Annotated in this window: 16 protein-coding genes; 8 read left to right on the top strand and 8 right to left on the bottom strand. The window is 67.8% G+C overall.

Translation table 11 applies throughout. From position 1 onward, the window contains the following. Positions 1-174: 174 nt before the first annotated feature. The 3 genes from ACW5EG_RS08205 (at position 175) to ACW5EG_RS08215 (ending at position 4,506) form a co-directional block, all read left to right on the top strand. Positions 175-789 carry a TetR/AcrR family transcriptional regulator gene (locus ACW5EG_RS08205; protein ID WP_457018301.1) on the top strand — a complete coding sequence of 205 codons (615 nt, stop codon included), beginning with the start codon at positions 175-177 and terminating at the stop codon, positions 787-789. A 40-nt stretch (positions 790-829) separates the two neighbouring features. Then, on the top strand, positions 830-3,202 hold the full coding sequence (locus tag ACW5EG_RS08210) for a 3-hydroxyacyl-CoA dehydrogenase/enoyl-CoA hydratase family protein (RefSeq protein WP_457021244.1): 2,373 nt from the start codon (positions 830-832) through the stop codon (positions 3,200-3,202). Positions 3,203-3,300: 98 nt separating this feature from the next. Beyond that, positions 3,301-4,506 (top strand): acetyl-CoA C-acyltransferase, encoded by a 1,206-nt coding sequence (locus ACW5EG_RS08215; protein ID WP_457018303.1) that lies wholly within the window; start codon positions 3,301-3,303, stop codon positions 4,504-4,506. Between the two features lie 74 nt (positions 4,507-4,580). On the opposite strand, the gene galU is transcribed toward ACW5EG_RS08215, so the two are convergent. The 8 genes from galU to cmk form a co-directional block, all read right to left on the bottom strand. Next, positions 4,581-5,483 carry a UTP--glucose-1-phosphate uridylyltransferase GalU gene (galU, locus tag ACW5EG_RS08220; protein ID WP_457018304.1) on the bottom strand — a complete coding sequence of 301 codons (903 nt, stop codon included), beginning with the start codon at positions 5,481-5,483 and terminating at the stop codon, positions 4,581-4,583. Further along, positions 5,480-7,390 (bottom strand): polysaccharide biosynthesis protein, encoded by a 1,911-nt coding sequence (locus ACW5EG_RS08225; RefSeq protein ID WP_457018305.1) that lies wholly within the window; start codon positions 7,388-7,390, stop codon positions 5,480-5,482. Before ACW5EG_RS08225 ends, galU begins: the two co-directional genes overlap by 4 nt. 2 nt (positions 7,391-7,392) lie before the next feature. Next, positions 7,393-8,406, bottom strand: a complete 1,014-nt coding sequence (locus ACW5EG_RS08230; RefSeq protein ID WP_457018306.1) for an MraY family glycosyltransferase — start codon at positions 8,404-8,406, stop codon at positions 7,393-7,395. Between the two features lies 1 nt (position 8,407). Then, positions 8,408-9,586, bottom strand: a complete 1,179-nt coding sequence (gene lapB, locus ACW5EG_RS08235) for a lipopolysaccharide assembly protein LapB (RefSeq protein ID WP_457018307.1) — start codon at positions 9,584-9,586, stop codon at positions 8,408-8,410. A gap of 3 nt (positions 9,587-9,589) precedes the next feature. Next, complete coding sequence (locus ACW5EG_RS08240; protein WP_457018308.1) at positions 9,590-9,859, bottom strand: lipopolysaccharide assembly protein LapA domain-containing protein; 270 nt, start codon at positions 9,857-9,859, stop codon at positions 9,590-9,592. Positions 9,860-9,887: 28 nt separating this feature from the next. Further along, positions 9,888-10,190 carry an integration host factor subunit beta gene (locus ACW5EG_RS08245; RefSeq protein ID WP_457018309.1) on the bottom strand — a complete coding sequence of 101 codons (303 nt, stop codon included), beginning with the start codon at positions 10,188-10,190 and terminating at the stop codon, positions 9,888-9,890. A gap of 111 nt (positions 10,191-10,301) precedes the next feature. Beyond that, the gene (rpsA, locus tag ACW5EG_RS08250) at positions 10,302-11,990 is read right to left on the bottom strand and encodes a 30S ribosomal protein S1 (protein ID WP_457018310.1); all 1,689 of its coding nucleotides are present in this window, start codon (positions 11,988-11,990) and stop codon (positions 10,302-10,304) included. 196 nt (positions 11,991-12,186) lie between these two features. Next, entirely contained in the window at positions 12,187-12,858 is a 672-nt protein-coding gene (gene cmk / locus ACW5EG_RS08255; RefSeq protein ID WP_457018311.1) for a (d)CMP kinase, read from the bottom strand. A gap of 258 nt (positions 12,859-13,116) precedes the next feature. On the opposite strand from cmk, the gene ykgO reads away from it, so the two are divergent. The 5 genes from ykgO to ACW5EG_RS08280 all read left to right on the top strand — a co-directional run bounded on the left by ykgO (position 13,117) and on the right by ACW5EG_RS08280 (position 17,137). Continuing rightward, the gene (gene ykgO, locus ACW5EG_RS08260; RefSeq protein WP_010342887.1) at positions 13,117-13,242 is read left to right on the top strand and encodes a type B 50S ribosomal protein L36; all 126 of its coding nucleotides are present in this window, start codon (positions 13,117-13,119) and stop codon (positions 13,240-13,242) included. A gap of 210 nt (positions 13,243-13,452) precedes the next feature. Next, positions 13,453-13,779: a hypothetical protein gene (locus ACW5EG_RS08265; RefSeq protein WP_457021245.1), complete on the top strand. Its 327-nt coding sequence runs from the start codon at positions 13,453-13,455 to the stop codon at positions 13,777-13,779. 24 nt (positions 13,780-13,803) lie between these two features. Beyond that, positions 13,804-14,838 carry an agmatine deiminase family protein gene (locus ACW5EG_RS08270; protein WP_457021246.1) on the top strand — a complete coding sequence of 345 codons (1,035 nt, stop codon included), beginning with the start codon at positions 13,804-13,806 and terminating at the stop codon, positions 14,836-14,838. Between the two features lie 51 nt (positions 14,839-14,889). Further along, a complete protein-coding gene (locus ACW5EG_RS08275) occupies positions 14,890-15,774 on the top strand; it encodes a carbon-nitrogen hydrolase (protein ID WP_457018314.1) in 885 nt (294 codons plus the stop codon). A gap of 148 nt (positions 15,775-15,922) precedes the next feature. Then, positions 15,923-17,137 carry a TraB/GumN family protein gene (locus tag ACW5EG_RS08280; RefSeq protein ID WP_457018315.1) on the top strand — a complete coding sequence of 405 codons (1,215 nt, stop codon included), beginning with the start codon at positions 15,923-15,925 and terminating at the stop codon, positions 17,135-17,137. Positions 17,138-17,186 lie beyond the last annotated feature (49 nt).

Below are 17,186 nucleotides of genomic sequence, written 5' to 3' on the forward strand. Positions count from 1 at the left end.
GCTCGCTCAGGAGACGGCCAGATTAACATGGGAAAACCCGCGTGTGGGCGCGGGTTTAGCCGACAAGGCTACGGTAATTCTATCGGATTGCGTGGCAACTGCGGCACCCCCTGTTTGCACCCGGCCACCGACCGGCCTAAGATCAAACAAGCGTTTGATTGAGACAGGTGACGGGTGACGGGCCAGCAGTTCTCTACGAAGGAGCGGATCCTGGGCGCGGCCGAAGAGCTGTTCGCCCTGCATGGCTTCTCCGGCACATCCCTGCGCCAGGTGACCAGCCGCGCCGCCGTCAACATTGCCGCGGTCAACTACCACTTCGGCAGCAAGGAAAACCTGGTCAACGAGGTCTTCCGCCGGCGCATGGACGCGATGAGCGGGCAACGCCTGGACCGGCTGCGGCTTGCGCTGGCCGAGCATCCGGGCGAACTCGAGCCGATCCTGGCCGCCTTCGTCGAGCCTGCCCTGGACCTGGCCCAGGACCGCCACGGCGGCGCCTTCATCCGCGTGATCGCCCGGGCTTATGCTGAAAAGAACGAGCGCCTGCGCAAGTTCCTCTCCGACCAGTACGGCCACGTGCAGCGCGAGTTCGCCCGCGCCCTCACCGGCTGCCTGCCGCATCTGGACAAGGAACAGCTGTACTGGCGCCTGGATTTCCTTGGCGGCGCGCTGACCTATGCCATGGCCGATTTCGGCTTGATCAAGCGCCCCGCCGGGGTCAGCGAGGCGGCCCACCGGCAGCATGCGGCACACGAACTGATCCGATTCTCGGCCGCCGGCTTCAAGGCTTGAAGTCGACGGATTTTCCTTAGTCAACAGATGGATGCAGAACATGTCTGAGAAATTGCTTGTACGACGCGCCGCGGTGCTGGGCGCCGGCGTCATGGGCGCGCAGATTGCCGCGCACCTGACAAACGCCGGCGTCGATACGGTGCTGTTCGACCTACCCGCCAAGGAAGGTGCTCCCGACGGCGTGGTTCTCAAGGCGATCGCCAACCTCGGCAAGCTCAGCCCTGCCCCGCTCGCCAGCCGCTCGCTGGCCGAGGCGATCACGCCGGCCAACTACGAAACCGGCCTGGACCAGTTGCGCGACTGCGACCTGGTGATCGAGGCGATCGCCGAGCGGATGGACTGGAAGCAGGACCTGTACCGCAAGATCGCCCCGTTCGTGCCCGCTCATGCGGTCCTCGCGAGCAATACTTCCGGCTTGGGAATCAACAAGTTGGCGGAGGTTCTTCCGGAACAGATTTGCCCGCGCTTCTGCGGCGTTCACTTCTTCAACCCGCCGCGCTACATGCACCTTGCCGAATTGATTCCGGCCACGACCACGGACAAGGCGGTGCTGGAAGGGCTGGAAGCCTTCCTCACCAGCACCCTCGGCAAGGGCGTGGTCTACGCCAAGGACACGCCGAACTTCATCGGCAACCGGATCGGCGTGTTCTCGATCCTGGCCACCGCGCACCACACCGGCGAGTTCGGGCTCGGCTTCGACGAGGTCGACGCCCTGACCGGCCCGCTGATCGGTCGCCCGAAGTCGGCGACCTACCGCACCTCCGACGTGGTCGGCCTGGACACGATGGCCCACGTCATCAAGACCATGGCCGACACCCTGCCCGATGATCCCTGGCACCGCTACTTCAAGTCGCCCAAGTGGCTGGAGGCGCTGGTCGGCAAGGGCGCCCTGGGACAGAAGACCGGCGCCGGCGTGTTCCGCAAGGCCGGCAAGGACATCCTGGTCCTCGACGTCGAGAAGCAGGACTATCGTCCGGCCGACCGCAAGGCCGCCGATGAGGTCGTCGAGATCCTCAAGACGAAGGATCCGGCCGAGAAGTTCGCGAAACTGCGCGAAAGCCAGCATCCGCAGGCGCAGTTCCTGTGGGCCGTATTCCGCGACCTGTTCCACTACAGCGCCTACCACCTGGCCGACATCGCCGAGACGGCGCGCGACGTGGACCTGGCCATCCGCTGGGGCTACGGCTGGTCGCTGGGCCCGTTCGAGACCTGGCAGGCCGCAGGCTGGAAGCAGGTGGCTTCGTTCATCGCCGACGACATCGTCGCCGGCAAGGCCATGAGCGATGCGCCCCTGCCCAACTGGGTGTTCGATGGCCGCGAGGGCGTGCATGGCGCCGAGGGCAGCTACAGCCCGGCCCAGGACGCCAAGCTGCCGCGCTCCGGGCTGGGCGTGTACAAGCGCCAGCGCTTCCCCGATCCGCTGCTGGGCGAGTCGTTCGCGCAGGGCGAGACGGTGTTCGAGAACGACGGCGTGCGCCTGTGGACCGACGGCGACGACATCGGCGTGGTCAGCTTCAAGACCAAGCTGCACACGGTTTCCGACCAGGTGCTGGACGGGCTGCAGGAAGCAATCGGCATCGCCGAGAAGAAGTTCGCCGGCCTGGTGATCTGGCAGCCGAAGGAGCCGTTCTCGGCCGGTGCCGACCTCGCCGGTGCACTCGGCCTGCTGCAGGCCGGCAAGTTGGACGCGTTCGAGGCGATGGTGGCCAACTTCCAGGCCACCAGCCAGCGCATCAAGTATTCGCAGGTGCCGGTGGTGGCCGCAGTGCGAGGGCTGGCGCTGGGCGGTGGCTGCGAGTTCCAGATGCACAGCGCCCGCACGGTCGCGCACCTGGAAAGCTATATCGGCCTGGTCGAGGCGGGCGTCGGCCTGCTGCCGGCTGGCGGCGGCCTCAAGGAGATCGCGGTTCGCGCCTCGGAAGCGGCTGGCTCCGGCGGCGACGTGTTCGCCGAGCTGAAGAAGACCTTCGAGACGGTGGCCATGGCCAAGGTGTCGACCTCCGCTGTCGAGGCGAAGGAACTCGGCCTGATGCGCGGCGGCGACAAGGTCGTTTTCAACGCCCACGAGCTGTTGCACATCGCCAGGCAGGAAGCGCGCGGACTGGCCGAGACCGGCTACCGCCCGCCCCTGCCCGCGCGCCGCATCCGGGTGGCCGGCGACGTCGGCATCGCCACCTTCCGCATGCTGCTGGTCAACATGCTCGAAGGCCGCTTCATCAGCGAGTACGACGACGAGATCGCCACCCGCATTGCCACCGTGCTGTGCGGCGGCGAGGTCGACCGCCGCGCGACCGTCGACGAGGAGTGGCTGCTCAGGCTCGAGCGCCGCCACTTCGTCGAGCTGGCGCAGCAGGAGAAAACCCAGGCGCGCATCGGGCACATGCTCAAGACGGGCAAGCCGCTCAGGAACTAGTGAGGGAGCCAGGCGCGCCGCGCGCGCAAGAGCGTCAGTGGAGCGGTTGTTTCCGCCGACCTCACCTCCCCAGCCTCATCTCCTTACGGAAAGACATCATGACCAGACAAGTACAGGACGCCTACATCGTCGCCGCCACCCGCACCCCGGTTGGCAAGGCCCCGAAGGGCGTATTCCGCAACACCCGTCCCGACGACATGCTTGCCCACGTTCTCAAGGCCGTGGTCGCGCAGGCGCCGGGCATCGACCTCGCGCGCATCGACGACGCCATCATCGGCTGCGCCATGCCCGAGGGCGAGCAGGGAATGAATGTGGCGCGCATCGGCGTGCTGCTGGCCGGCCTGCCCGACACCGTCGCTGCGCAGACCATCAACCGCTTCTGCTCCTCGGGCCTGCAGGCCGTCGCACTGGCGGCCGACCAGATCCGCTTGGGCAACGCCGACCTGATGCTGGCCGGCGGCACCGAATCGATGTCGATGGTGCCGATGATGGGCAACAAGGTGGCGCTGTCGCCATCGGTGTTCCGCGACGACCACGTCGCCATCGCCTACGGCATGGGCATCACCGCCGAGAAGGTCGCCGAGGAATGGAAGGTGTCGCGCGAGGACCAGGATGCGTTCGCGCTCGCTTCGCACCGTAAGGCGCTTGCCGCGCAGGCCGCAGGCGAGTTCAACGACGAGATCACGCCCTACGAGATCGTCTCGCGCCTGCCCGACGTCGCCGGCAACACCATCCGCCTGAAGAAGCTGCTCGTGGAACAGGACGAGGGGCCGCGCGCGGACACCTCGATCGAGGGACTGGCGAAGCTGCGGACCGTGTTCCGCAACGGCCAGTTCGGAGGCTCGGTCACTGCCGGCAACTCCTCGCAGATGAGCGATGGCGCAGGCGCCGTGCTGCTGGCCTCCGGGCAAGCGGTGAAGGACTACGGCCTGACGCCGCTGGCCCGGTTCGTGAGTTTCTCGGTGGCCGGCGTACGGCCAGAAGTGATGGGCATCGGCCCGATCGCCGCGATCCCGAAGGCGCTCAGGCAGGCCGGCCTCACCAAGGACCAGTTGGACTGGATCGAGCTCAACGAGGCCTTCGCTGCGCAGGCGCTGGCGGTGATGCGCGATTCGGACCTGGACCCGGACAAGGTCAACCCGCTCGGCGGCGCGATCGCGCTGGGCCATCCGCTCGGCGCCACCGGCGCTGTCCGCACCGCGACCATCGTCCACGGCATGCGCCGTCGCAAGCAGAAGTACGGCATGGTGACCATGTGCATCGGCACCGGCATGGGCGCGGCGGGGATCTTCGAGGCGCTCTGAGTCGTCGCATCCGGCAAGGGAAGAACGGCGCCTTCGGGCGCCGTTCTCGTTGGCACGTCCGACGCCGCGAGGACTCAGCTGATATCGGTGACGCCAAGCTCGCGCAATGCCCTGGTCATGCTGTCGCGCGCGGCGTCGCTGATCTTCTCGTGGTCGAGGGCGAAGCGGATCGTCGCTTCGACCAGGCCGATATGGGTGCCGCAGTCGAAGCGGGTGCCGCGGAAGCGGTAGGCGTCGATCTGGTGCTCGGCCAGCAGGCTGGCGATGGCGTCGGTGAGCTGGATCTCCCCGCCCGCGCCGCGGCCGGTGTTCTCGAGGTGACCGAAAATCGCGCTCGGCAGGATGTAGCGGCCGACCACGGCCAGGGTGCTTGGCGCGTCTTCCGGCCTGGGCTTCTCGACCATGCGGCGGATCGCACCGCTGCGCTCATGGAAGCCCTCGGTCTCAACGATGCCGTAGCTGCCGGTCTGATCCGGCGGCACATCCTGCACCGCGATCGCGCCGACACCGTTGGCTTCGGCATGGTCGGCCATCTGCTTGAGCGCGCCATCGCCGTTGCGGTTCCAGATCAGGTCGTCCGGCAGCAGCACGGCGAACGGTTCATCGCCGATCACCGGCTTCGCGCACAGCACGGCATGGCCCAGGCCAAGCGCTTCGGCCTGGGTCACGAACACCGCGCGCACGCCTGCGGGCAGCACGTTGCGCACCAGCTCGAGCTGCTCGAACTTGCCGGATTTTTCCAGCTTCTGCTCGAGCTCGTAGGCCTTGTCGAAATAGTCCGCGACCGCGTGCTTGTAGCGGTTGGTCACGAACACCAGGGTGTCGCAGCCGGCCTCGACCGCCTCGTCGACGGCGTACTGGATCAGCGGCCGGTCGACGATCGGCAGCATCTCCTTGGGCACCGTCTTGGTCGCGGGAAGGAACCGCGTGCCCAGGCCGGCAACCGGGAATACGGCCTTGCGGATGCGTTGCGTCATGTCTTGCGCGCCTGTCTTGCGGGGAATGCCACGACCGTGCCGGCGACCTCGCGTCCCGGCAGGCCCTTGGCGGGCTGGAACTCGGGCAGCGCCTCGCGCAGCAGCCTGCCCAGAAGCTCGACGTCGTAGGCGACCGATGCCTCGCGCAGGACGACCAGCGCATGCTGGATCTTCTCGCGCGAGAACGGCCGTGCTTCCGCCTGGAGGATCTTGGGATGGACCGTCGGGCGATAACGCTCGTCGGCGTGGAACAGCGTTTCGTGCAGCTTCTCGCCGGGGCGCAGGCCGGTATAGACGATCGCGATGTCGCGCTCGGGCTGCTTGCCGGCGAGTCGGATCATCTGTTCGGCCAACAGGCGGATCGGAACCGGTTCGCCCATGTCCAGGGTATAGACCGCCTCGCGGGAGCCGATGGCCACCGACTGCATGATCAGCTGGCAGGCTTCCGGGATGGTCATGAAGTAACGGGTGACCTCCGGATCGGTGACGGTCACCGGGCCTCCGCTGCGGATCTGCGCACGGAACAGCGGCACCACGCTGCCGGCCGAGTCGAGCACGTTGCCGAAGCGGACCGTGACGAAATGGGTGCCGTCGGGTTCGGCCACCGCCTGGCAGACCATCTCCGCCAGCCGCTTGGTCGCACCGAGCACGTTCACCGGGTCGACCGCCTTGTCGGTGGAAATCAGCACGAAGGTGCCGACCTTCGCCGCCGCCGCCTCGCGTGCCACCACCTCGGTGGCCAGCACGTTGTTGCGCACCGCCTCGCGCAACTGGCCCTCGAGCACCGGCACCTGCTTGTAGGCGGCGGCATGGAAGACCGCATCCGGGTTGCACAGGGCAAGTGCGTGGCGCATCACTGCCGGGTCGCCGCAGTCGCCGAGCACCGGAAAGCACTGGATCTGGGGAAAGTCCCGGCGTAGCCCGGCTTCGGCCTTGACCAGCGCGAGCTCGTCGATCTCGATCAGCGCGATGCGGCTGGCCCCATGGCGCGCACACTGGCGGCACAGCTCGCCACCGATCGATCCGCCGGCACCGGTCACCAGCACGCTGCGTCCGCCGAGCCAGCCGCGGATCGCCTTCCAGTCCGGCGTCACCGGCTGCCGGCCCAGCAGGTCCTCGATCGCGACTTCCTTCAGCTCGCCGGGCAGCGAACGGCCCTCCAGCATGTCGTCCAGCCTGGGCACGGTACGGAACGGCAGGCCGGTCTGTTCGCAGGCCGCAACCACACGGCGCATCGTTGCCGCGTCGATCGAGGGCATGGCGATGACCAGCAGGCCGGCAGCGGTTTCCGGAGCGATCCTGGCCACCTCATCGATCCGGCCCAGCACCGGGATGCCCTGCATGCGGCTGCCGCGCAGCTTGGCCGCATCGTCCAGGAAGCCCACGGGGGAGTAGGCGCCCGTGCGGCGCAGGTCACGCACCAGCGTTTCACCGGCCTGGCCCGCGCCCAGGATCAGCACGCGCAGCACGGCCTTGTCGGTGCGCGCGGTGCTGTGGTCCTTCCAGGCCCGGTACAGCAGCCGCGGCATCCCCAGCAATGCAGTGAGCAGCAGCGGATACAGCAGCAGCACCGAACGCGGCACGTGATGGAGGCGGTTGTAGACGAACAGCGCCAGCATGATCGCCAACAGGCCGATCACCGACGCCTTGAGGATGTTGAGCAGGTCGGGCAGGCTCGCGAAGCGCCACACGCCGCGGTAAAGGCCAACCTGCCAGAACACCGCGCCTTGTGCCGCCAGCACCAGCAGGATTTCGGCCGCTGCCAGCGTGGGCACCGCGGCAAGCGGCTGCAGCGTATAGCGGAACTGGTACAGCGCCAGCCAGCACAGCCAGACCATGCCGAGGTCGTGTACGACCACGGCCAGTCGCGGCATGGTCACGGTGACCCGATCCTTCCAGCTTTGCATGCTCAGCGCTTCCCGTCTCGAAGGGTGTCCGGATACCTATCCACGGGACATTCTCGCAACAGCATCCATGCCAGCCCCCCCAAGCAAAGAAACGCCACGTACAACAACATGATAAAGGACCAGTGCGATGAACGCATGGCAAACATGACGACGGAAACGACTGCGGTTGCCAGCACATACGACAGGGCGACACGTGCATGGCCACGGCGCCGCGCCCACGCCTGGTAGGCGTGCAGGGTGTGCGGCTCCCACCAGCGATCTCCACGCACCATGCGCGAAAGCAATGTCAACGAGGCGTCAAGAAGGAATGGCAGCAGCGGAAACAGCAGCAGGATCCGTACACCCGGATCGGCACGCAGCGACGAGACCGCCAGCAGCGAGGCCAGCGCATAGCCCAGCGCGCCACTGCCGACATCTCCCATGAAGATTCGCGCCCGTGGAAAGTTGAACGGCAGGAAACCGGACGCGCCGGCCGCGAGCGCCAGGCCCAGCCAGAACACGGGCCCCTGTCCCGCGAACAATGCGTAGGCGCTCGCGACCAGCACGGCCTGGCTGGCGGCGATGCCGTTGATGCCATCCATGAAATTCCAGATATTGGTCAACACGACGGTTGCGACGAAAGCCACGGCAAGGTCGAGGGGACTTGCGCCCGCAAGCCACAGCCCGATGCAGAGCAGGACTGCGGCCAGCACGTGCACGCACAGCCGCAGCGTGGCCGGGAGCGGACGGTGGTCATCGATCCAGCCGATGCCCGCCACCAGCACAAGCCCGGCTGCGGCCAGGGCCAGCTCGGGGATGCTGGCCGGCACGCGGGCAGCCAGCACCGCCATCGCCACCAGCAGCACCAGCACGATCGCGATGCCGCCGCCGCGCGGGGTCGCGTCGCGGTGGCTGCGGCGCGCGCCCGGCTGGTCGATCAACTGCCGCCGCAACGCGTAGCCGCGCGCCAGCCATGTGGCTGCGCAGCCCAGCACGAACCCGGTCAACAACCACAGGACAAGCCCGGCCCAGCCCATCTCAGACCACTGCGTAGTTCAGCAGCGGCTTGATGGTGCCCCACTCCTTGCAACTCGGGCACTGCCAGTGGTGGCTGCGTGCGCCGAAACCGCAGCGGTTGCAGCGGTAGCTGGGGTTGCGTACCAGCAGCTGCTCGGTGATCAGGCGCAGGTCCTGCAGGGTGGTGGAAAAGCCCTGGTTCTCGGCGAGGGTCAGGTCGATCAGCGCCGCCTCGCCCCGGACCGAGGGACGGTCCTTGAGTTGCTGCGCCAGGTAGCTGCGTGCGGCAGGCACGCCGTCCTGCTCCTCCAGGAGGCGCGCCAGCGCCAGCACCGGCGCGACGCCGCGGTAATGCTCGCTCATCTCTGCCAGGAACTTGCGTGCCCCGGACGCGTCGCCGACGCGTCCATAGGCAGCCAGCAGCGCCGGCAACACCTCGGGCAGGAAATCGGTGTCGTGGCGCGCGGCGCGCTCGTAGGCGCGGATTGCCGCCGCGTCGTTGCCGGCGTCGGTCTCCAGGCGGCCATCGAGGATGCCCGCCCGCACCGACTTCGAATCGGCGGCGTAGGCCCGCGCCACCGCCGCACGGGCGCCCTCGCCGTCCCCGGCCAGGCGCAGGCGGTCGGCCAATTCGCACTCGAAATGCCCGATCAGCTTGCCCATCGGCTCGCCGGTCGCTGTTTCGTAGCGGGTCGCGTTCTCGATCGCCTTGGCCCAGTCGCGCTCGGCCTGGTAGATGTCGATCAGGTGCTTGAGCGCCTGCGGCGCGCGCTGGTCGATCTTGGCCAGGTCGGTGAACACCACCTCGGCGCGATCGAGCAGGCCGGACTTCATGTAGTCCTCGCCCAGCGCCAGCAGCGCCTGCACCTTCTGCGGGTCGCTCAGGTCCGGTCGCTGCGCCAGCCCCTGGTGCAGGCGGATCGCCCGGTCGACCTCGCCGCGGCGCCGGAACAGATGGCCAAGCGCGAGCTGGGTCTCGAAGGTTTCCTTGTCCAGCTCAGCGATGTGCAGGAACAGCTCGATCGCCTTGTCCGGCTGTTCGTTGAGCAGGTAGTTGAGGCCGCGGAAGTAGGTGGTCGACAGCCGGCTCACCTGGCTGTCGCTGTGGCGCTCACCGCCGCGCCGGCCGATCACCCAGCCGCTGAGCGCAGCCAGCGGCAGCAGCAGGAAGAACCAGAACCACTCGGTGACGAAGGCCATGGCTCAGACTCCCATGTCGTAGGGGGGACGCGGCGCGTCATCGCGCCCGCGCTTGCGTTCAATATCCCGGCGCAGCGGCGCGATCACGCCAAGGGCCAGCGCCAGGCCACCGAGGATGGCACCCAGCAGCAGCGCCGCGAGCAGGACAACGCCCAGGCCTGCGTGCAGCACGGTGATCCCCAGGTCGAGGACAACGGACTGCGGGTTGAGTGCGCCGAGGGCAATGCCCAGCGCGATGAATACGATGGCGAAGAGGATGCGGAACAGTCGCATGCGCTGCGGCCAGGCGCAGGGGCGCGCCCTACTCCTCGAGCGGCAGCGGAACCACGGCGGTGACGCGCTCGCGCAGCTCCTTGCCGGGTTTGAAGTGGGGAACGTGCTTGCCGGGCAGCGCAACGGCCTCGCCCGTCTTGGGATTGCGTCCGGTGCGCGGCGGCCTGAAATGCAGCGAGAAGCTGCCGAAGCCGCGGATCTCGATCCGGTCGCCGTTGGCGAGGGAACCCGCCATCATCTCCAGCAGCGACTTCACCGCCAGGTCGACGTCGTCGGCCTTCAGGTGCGCCTGGCGCTGGGTGAGGATCTCGATCAGTTCCGATTTGGTCATCGTCGACGCATCCGTGGGCAATCGGATGGATGGCCCGGCAATGCCGGGCCATCCGTCTTTCCAGACGCCCGGCCTTGCGGCCGGACGACGCGGCTGACGCCGCAAGCCCGATCACTCGGACTTGTTCTCCAACTGCTCGCGCAGCAGCGCGCCCAGCTTGGTGGTACCGCTGGAAGCCTCGGCCGCGACCTTGTTGTACTCGGCCAGGGTGTCGGCCGCCTCGGCCTCGTCCTTGGCGCGGATCGACAGCTGCAGCGTGCGGCTCTTGCGGTCCTGGCCGGTGTACTTGGCCTCGATCTCATCGCCGACCTTGAGGTGCTGGCTGGCATCGTCGACACGAACGTCGGCGACGTCACGGGCGGCCACATAGCCTTCCACGCCCTCACCCAGGTCGATGACCGCACCCTTGGCGTCCACTTCCTTGACCGTGCCGGTGACCTTGGAGCCACGCGGGTGGTTGGCCAGGAACTGCCCGTACGGATCCTGCTCGAGCTGCTTGACGCCCAGCGAGATGCGCTCGCGCTCCGGATCGACCGCCAGCACCACCGCCTCAAGCGTGTCGCCCTTCTTGAAGTTGCGCGCGATTTCCTCGCCGGTGGAGTTCCAGGTGATGTCGGACAGGTGGATCAGGCCATCGATGCCGCCGTCCAGGCCGATGAAGATGCCGAAATCGGTGATCGACTTGATCTGGCCGTCGACCTTGTCGCCCTTCTTGTGGATGGCCGCGAAGGTCTCCCACGGGTTGGACGTGACCTGCTTGATGCCCAGCGAGATGCGGCGACGCTCTTCGTCCACGTCCAGCACCATGACCTCGAGCTCGTCACCGACCTGCACCACCTTGGACGGGTTGACGTTCTTGTTGGTCCAGTCCATCTCCGACACGTGCACCAGGCCCTCGACGCCCGGCTCGATCTCGACGAACGCGCCGTAATCGGTGACGTTGGAGACCTTGCCGAACACGCGGGTGTTGGACGGGTAACGGCGGGCGATGTTGTCCCACGGATCCTCGCCCAGCTGCTTGAGGCCCAGGCTGACGCGGTTGCGTTCCTTGTCGTACTTGAGCACGCGCACGTCGAGTTCGGCGCCCACTTCCACGACTTCGGACGGATGGCGCACGCGCTTCCAGGCCATGTCGGTGATGTGCAGCAGGCCGTCGATGCCGCCCAGGTCGACGAACGCACCGTAATCGGTGAGGTTCTTGACCACGCCCTTGAGCACGGCGCCCTCGACCAGCTTCTCCATCAGCGCCTCGCGCTCCTCGGAGTGCTCGCTCTCGACGACGGCGCGGCGCGACACGACCACGTTGTTGCGCTTGCGGTCGAGCTTGATGAGCTTGAACTCGAGTTCCTTGCCCTCGAGGTACACCGGGTCGCGGACCGGGCGCACGTCGACCAGCGAACCCGGCAGGAACGCGCGGACATCCTTGATGTCGACGGTGAAGCCGCCCTTGACCTTGCCGCTGATGCGGCCAACGATGGTCTCGTTCTTCTCGAGCGCTTCTTCCAGCTCGTCCCACACCATGGCGCGCTTGGCCTTCTCGCGCGACAGTACGGTCTCGCCGAAGCCGTTCTCGAGCGAGTCGAGGGCGACCTTGACGATATCGCCCTCGGCGACGTCGATCTCGCCGGCGTCGTTACGGAACTGTTCGATCGGCACGATGCCTTCGGACTTGAGCCCGGCGTTGATCACGACCACGTCGGTGCGCACCTGGACCACGGTGCCGGTGACGATGGCGCCCGGCTTGAGCTTTGCCAGGAACGACTGGCTGGCTTCGAACAGTTCTGCGAATGATTCGGTCATTTGGACAAATACCCGGTTGATGACACAGACCGCATGCCGATGAAGGCGTGACGGTCCACCCGTTTGTCGGCCTGCGCGGGATGCGTGGGGCCGTGAGTGTGGTGGTGGATGGAACCGCACGGGACATCCCGGGCGGAGCTTGTCTGCCGGCGCGACCAGCGAAGACGCCGGCGCCCCGCTGACCGCCAGAAGCGGCCTACGGGGCGACCAGCGCCAGCACGCGCCCGACGACCGCGTCGATGCCAAGGCCTGTGGTGTCGATGTGGACGGCATCAATGGCCGGCCGCAACGGCGCCACCGTGCGACTGGCGTCACGGGCGTCGCGCGCGAGGATCTCGCGCAGCAGACCGGCCATTGTGACCGAAACCCCCTTGTCCTTCAACTGTTTATAGCGCCTTTCCGCACGCTCGTCGGCGCTGGCGGTCAGGAACACCTTGAACGCCGCGTCCGGGAAGATGATCGTGCCCATGTCACGGCCGTCCGCCACCAGCCCCGGCGGCTGGCGGAATGCGCGCTGCCGGTCCGTGAGGGCGGCGCGCACCTCGGCGATGGCGGCGATGGCCGAAGCGGCCGCACCGGCCGTTTCCGTGCGCAGTTCGTCGGTCGCGTCATGCCTGTTAACCAGCACGCGCAGTTCCCCGTCGGCGGCCTCGAGGAAGCCGACCTCGGTATCGAAGGTGCAGCGAACCAGAGCGCCCGCGTCACCCAGGTCGACCCCCGCCCAGCCCGCAGCCACCCCGACCGCCCGGTACAGGGCGCCCGAATCGAGATAGTTCCAACCCAGTTGCCGCGCCACGAGGCGGCTGATCGTGCCCTTGCCGGAGCCGGAAGGACCATCGATGGTGAGGACTGGAACGGTATCTGGCATGGGCCTGCGGTCGTGGCTGGAGGACGCGGATTATCCCGCAGCGCGCCAAGGGAAGGCCAACATGCCGAGCAAGCGCCCCAGGGGACACCGGAAAAGCAAGCAGTGTCCGCGCCACGCCCGCATGACCGCTCCGCAGGCTCCCTTGACGTCGCCCGTACGGCGGCGCTGGCCACCCGCCACAAAACAGGCTTGAACCTGCGCCGGCGACACCGCTATAATGCGCGGCTTACTTTTTCAACCCCGCTTTCGAGGTTTCCCATGAAGGTCCTGTCCTCCCTGAAGTCGGCGAAGGCCCGTCACCGCGACTGCAAGGTCGTTCGTCGCCGTGGCAAGGTCTTCGTGATCTGCAAGTCGAACCCGCGTTTCAAGGCGCGCCAGCGCTGATCCGCGCGACCCGCCCGGCCCAGGCCGGATGTCGGGTCGGATGGTACGCAAACGGGCCGCAGCGATGCGGCCTTTTTGCGTGCCTGCGTTTCGCCGGACCGATGCGCTGCGCACTTCGCAGCGCGCACATGCGCACGGCGCGGCACCCGTGAATCTGATACAACGCCCGGGCCACCACAACACGGCCTGCGGGCCTGAGGAGCCCTGAAGATGCGCCTGACCTCATGCCTTGTCCTGTCCGCACTGCTGTGTTGCGCGGGCGCCGCCTCTGCCGACACCCTGCTGGTCGACCGCGCGCAGCACAAGGCGCACGTCGCACTGCCCGAGCGCGGCCTCAGCACCGCGCAGGTGCAGGCCAGGTTCGGCGCACCCAGCGAACGGCTCGACCCTCGCGGCGGCCAGAAGAGCCAGTGGCCGACGATCAACCGCTGGGTCTACCCGCAGTTCACCGTGTACTTTGAGCGCGACCGCGTCATCGATGCGGTGCTCCACCAGTCCACCGCCAGCGAAACCGGCCCCAGGCCGGCGATCCGCTGAGCTTCCAGAGCCAGCCCTCCCCGCATGACCCAGGCGACAGCGCGATTCCCCGCGGAGTGGGAGCCCCAGTCCGCAGTCCTCATCGCCTGGCCGAACGCCGACACCGACTGGGCCGACAGGCTGGGCGAAGTCGAGGACACCTACATCGCCATGGTCGCGGCGATCACCCGCTTCCAGCCGGCGATCGTCTGTGTGGCCGATGCCGACGTGGAAGCCTATGCGCGCGCGCGCCTGTCCTCGGCGCGCGTGCAGATGGACCAGGTGCGCTTTGTCGAGGTGCCCTACGACGACACCTGGCTGCGCGACTCGGGGCCGATCACCCTGCACGACGGAAATGGCTTCCGGCTGATGGATTTCAGGTTCACCGGCTGGGGCGGCAAGTTCGATGCGCGCCAGGACGACCAGCTGATCGAGCGCCTGCATGGACTGGGAATCTTCTCGAACAGTTCCCGGCAATCCGTTGATTTCGCACTGGAAGGTGGCGCCATCGAAACCGATGGCGCGGGCACGCTGTTGACCACCTGGACCTGCCTGGGCGAGCGCCACCCGGGGGCGACACGCGAGCAGCTCAATCAAAAACTTGCCGGCTGGCTGGCGCAGGATCGCGTGCTGTGGCTCGACCACGGCCACCTGGAAGGGGACGACACCGACGCCCACATCGACACCCTCGCCCGCTTCGCCGCGCCCGACGCCATCGCCTACCAGGCCTGCGACGACCCGTCCGACAGTCATTATCCGGGCCTGCAGGCGATGGCCGCCGAACTCGCCGCCCTGCGCACCGCCGACGGCAGGCCCTATCGGCTGTTCCCGCTGCCCTGGCCCAAGCCGGTACTCGACGAAGGGCGTCGCCTGGCCGCGTCCTACGCCAATTTCCTGATCATCAACGGCGCCGTACTGATGCCGGCCTACGGCGATCCGGCCGATGCCGATGCCGCGGCCGTACTGCAGCAGGCCTTTCCGGACCGCGAGATCGTGCAGGTGCCCTGCCGGCCGCTGATCTGGCAGAACGGCAGCCTGCACTGCGTGACCATGCAACTGCCGGCGGGCCTGGTCGCCTGACGCGCCGGGGCGTTCCCGAAGCGGACACGCAGCGGGTCCTACAATGGCCGCATGAACAAGCGCACCCTCCCCGTTGCACTGATCCAGGAAAAGAACCACGGCGACACCGAGGCCAACCTTTCGGTGATCGCCGAGCGTGTCGCCGAGGCCGCGAAGCAGGGCGCAAGGCTGGTCCTGCTGCAGGAGCTGCACAACGGCTGCTATTTCTGCCAGCACGAATCGGTGGACGAGTTCGATCTCGCCGAACCGATCCCCGGGCCCAGCACCGAGCGCCTCGGCGCCCTGGCCAGGCAGCACGGCGTGGTGCTGGTGTCCTCGCTGTTCGAGCGCCGCGCCGCCGGGCTGTACCACAACACCGCGGTGGTGTTCGAAAAGGACGGCTCGGTCGCGGGCAAGTACCGCAAGATGCACATCCCCGACGATCCGGGCTTCTACGAGAAGTTCTACTTCACCCCGGGCGACATGGGATTCACGCCGATCGACACCTCGGTCGGCCGGCTTGGCGTGCTGGTGTGCTGGGACCAGTGGTACCCAGAAGCCGCGCGCCTGATGGCGCTGGCCGGCGCCGAAGTGCTGCTCTACCCCACCGCGATCGGCTGGGACCCCGACGATGACCAGGCCGAGAAGAACCGCCAGCGCGACGCATGGGTGCTGAGCCACCGCGGCCACGCGGTCGCCAACGGCCTGCCGGTGCTCTCCTGCAACCGCGTCGGCCATGAGCCTTCGCCGATGGGCGCCAGCGGCGTCGACTTCTGGGGCAACAGCCACGTGCTGGGGCCGCAGGGCGAGTTCATCGCCGAAGCCGGTGGCGAGGCGACCGTGCTGCTGGCCGAGGTCGACCTGCAGCGCAGCGAGCACGTGCGGCGCATCTGGCCGTTCCTGCGCGATCGCCGCATCGACGCCTACGATGGGCTGCTCAAGCGCTACATCGACTAGGCACGATGTCGCCTACGCACGCGGGCGCCGTATCGCGTCGGCGACTTTTCCAGCCGCGGCACAGGCACTACCCTGTGACCCGCTGAACCGGGACGGCGCCACGAGGTGCCGTCCCGCCGTTGAGCGACACCCCGAAGAAGCCGATCCCGTGACCGAATCCGATATTTCCGCCGACGCCGACTGGCGTTCGCAGCCCCATGCCATCGTCGAACGCGATGGCGTGCGCTACACCCTGCTCGGCACCGCGCATGTCTCACACGCGAGCGTCGCGGCCGTGCGCCAAGCCATCGCCAGCGGCGAGTTCGACACGGTCGCGGTCGAGCTCGATGCGCAGCGGCTGCAGGCGATCAGCGACCCCGATGCGCTGGCCAGGCTCGATCTGGTCAAGGTGCTGCGGGAGGGCAAGACCCCGCTGTTCGCCGCCAACCTCGCCCTGGCCAGCTACCAGCGACGCCTGGCCGAACAGCTGGGCATCGAACCGGGCGCCGAACTCAAGGCGGCGGTCGAGGATGCGCGCGCGGCCGGCCTGCCGACCCACCTGATCGACCGCGACGTCGGCCTGACCTTCAAGCGGGCACTGCAGCGGCTGGGCTGGTGGCAGCGGGCCAAGCTCGGCGGTGGCATCGTCGCCGGCCTGATCATCGACGAGGAAGTCGCCGAACACGACATCGAGAAGCTCAAGCAGGGCGACATGCTGCAGGCCAGCTTCAGCGAGTTCGCCGAACAGACGCCCGAACTCTACGACGCGCTGATCACCGAGCGCGACCGCTACATGGCTGCCCGCCTGCGCGAAACCGCCGGCAGCGCACGCGAGGTGCTGGCCGTGGTCGGCGCCGGCCACCTCGAGGGCCTGGCGCTGCACCTGCGCGACGAACAGGCGACGCCGCACTCGGTGACCGCGTCGCTGGAGACGGTGAAGCCCAAATCGAAGCTGCCGATCATGGAGCTGTGCATCGGCGCCTTCCTGCTGGGCGGGTTCGCCTGGGGCTTTGCAGCCGGCGGCTTCGCCGTTGGCACCGATCTGCTCCTGTACTGGGTGCTGTGGACCGGCGGCCTGGGTGCGCTGGGCTGCCTGATCGCCGGCGGCCATCCGCTGAGCATCCTCGGCGCATTCGTGTCCTCGCCGTTCACGCCGCTGCATCCCGCGCTGGCCTCGGGCACGGTCAGCGCGCTGATCGAGGCCTGGGTGCGCAAGCCCACCTACGCCGACTTCATGGCCCTGCGCGCGGATGTGAACAGCGTGCGCGGCTGGTGGCGCAACCGCGTGGCGCGCGTGCTGGTCAACTTCTTCCTGACCTCGCTCGGTACCGCGATCGGCGTATGGACCGGCGGCGCGAGGATGCTGGCGCGGCTGTTCGCATGAGCCGCTGGCTCAGAACAGCGTAAACGCGCCGTTGACCACGTAGTGCGCC

This window comes from Luteimonas sp. A611 (genome assembly GCF_054072715.1).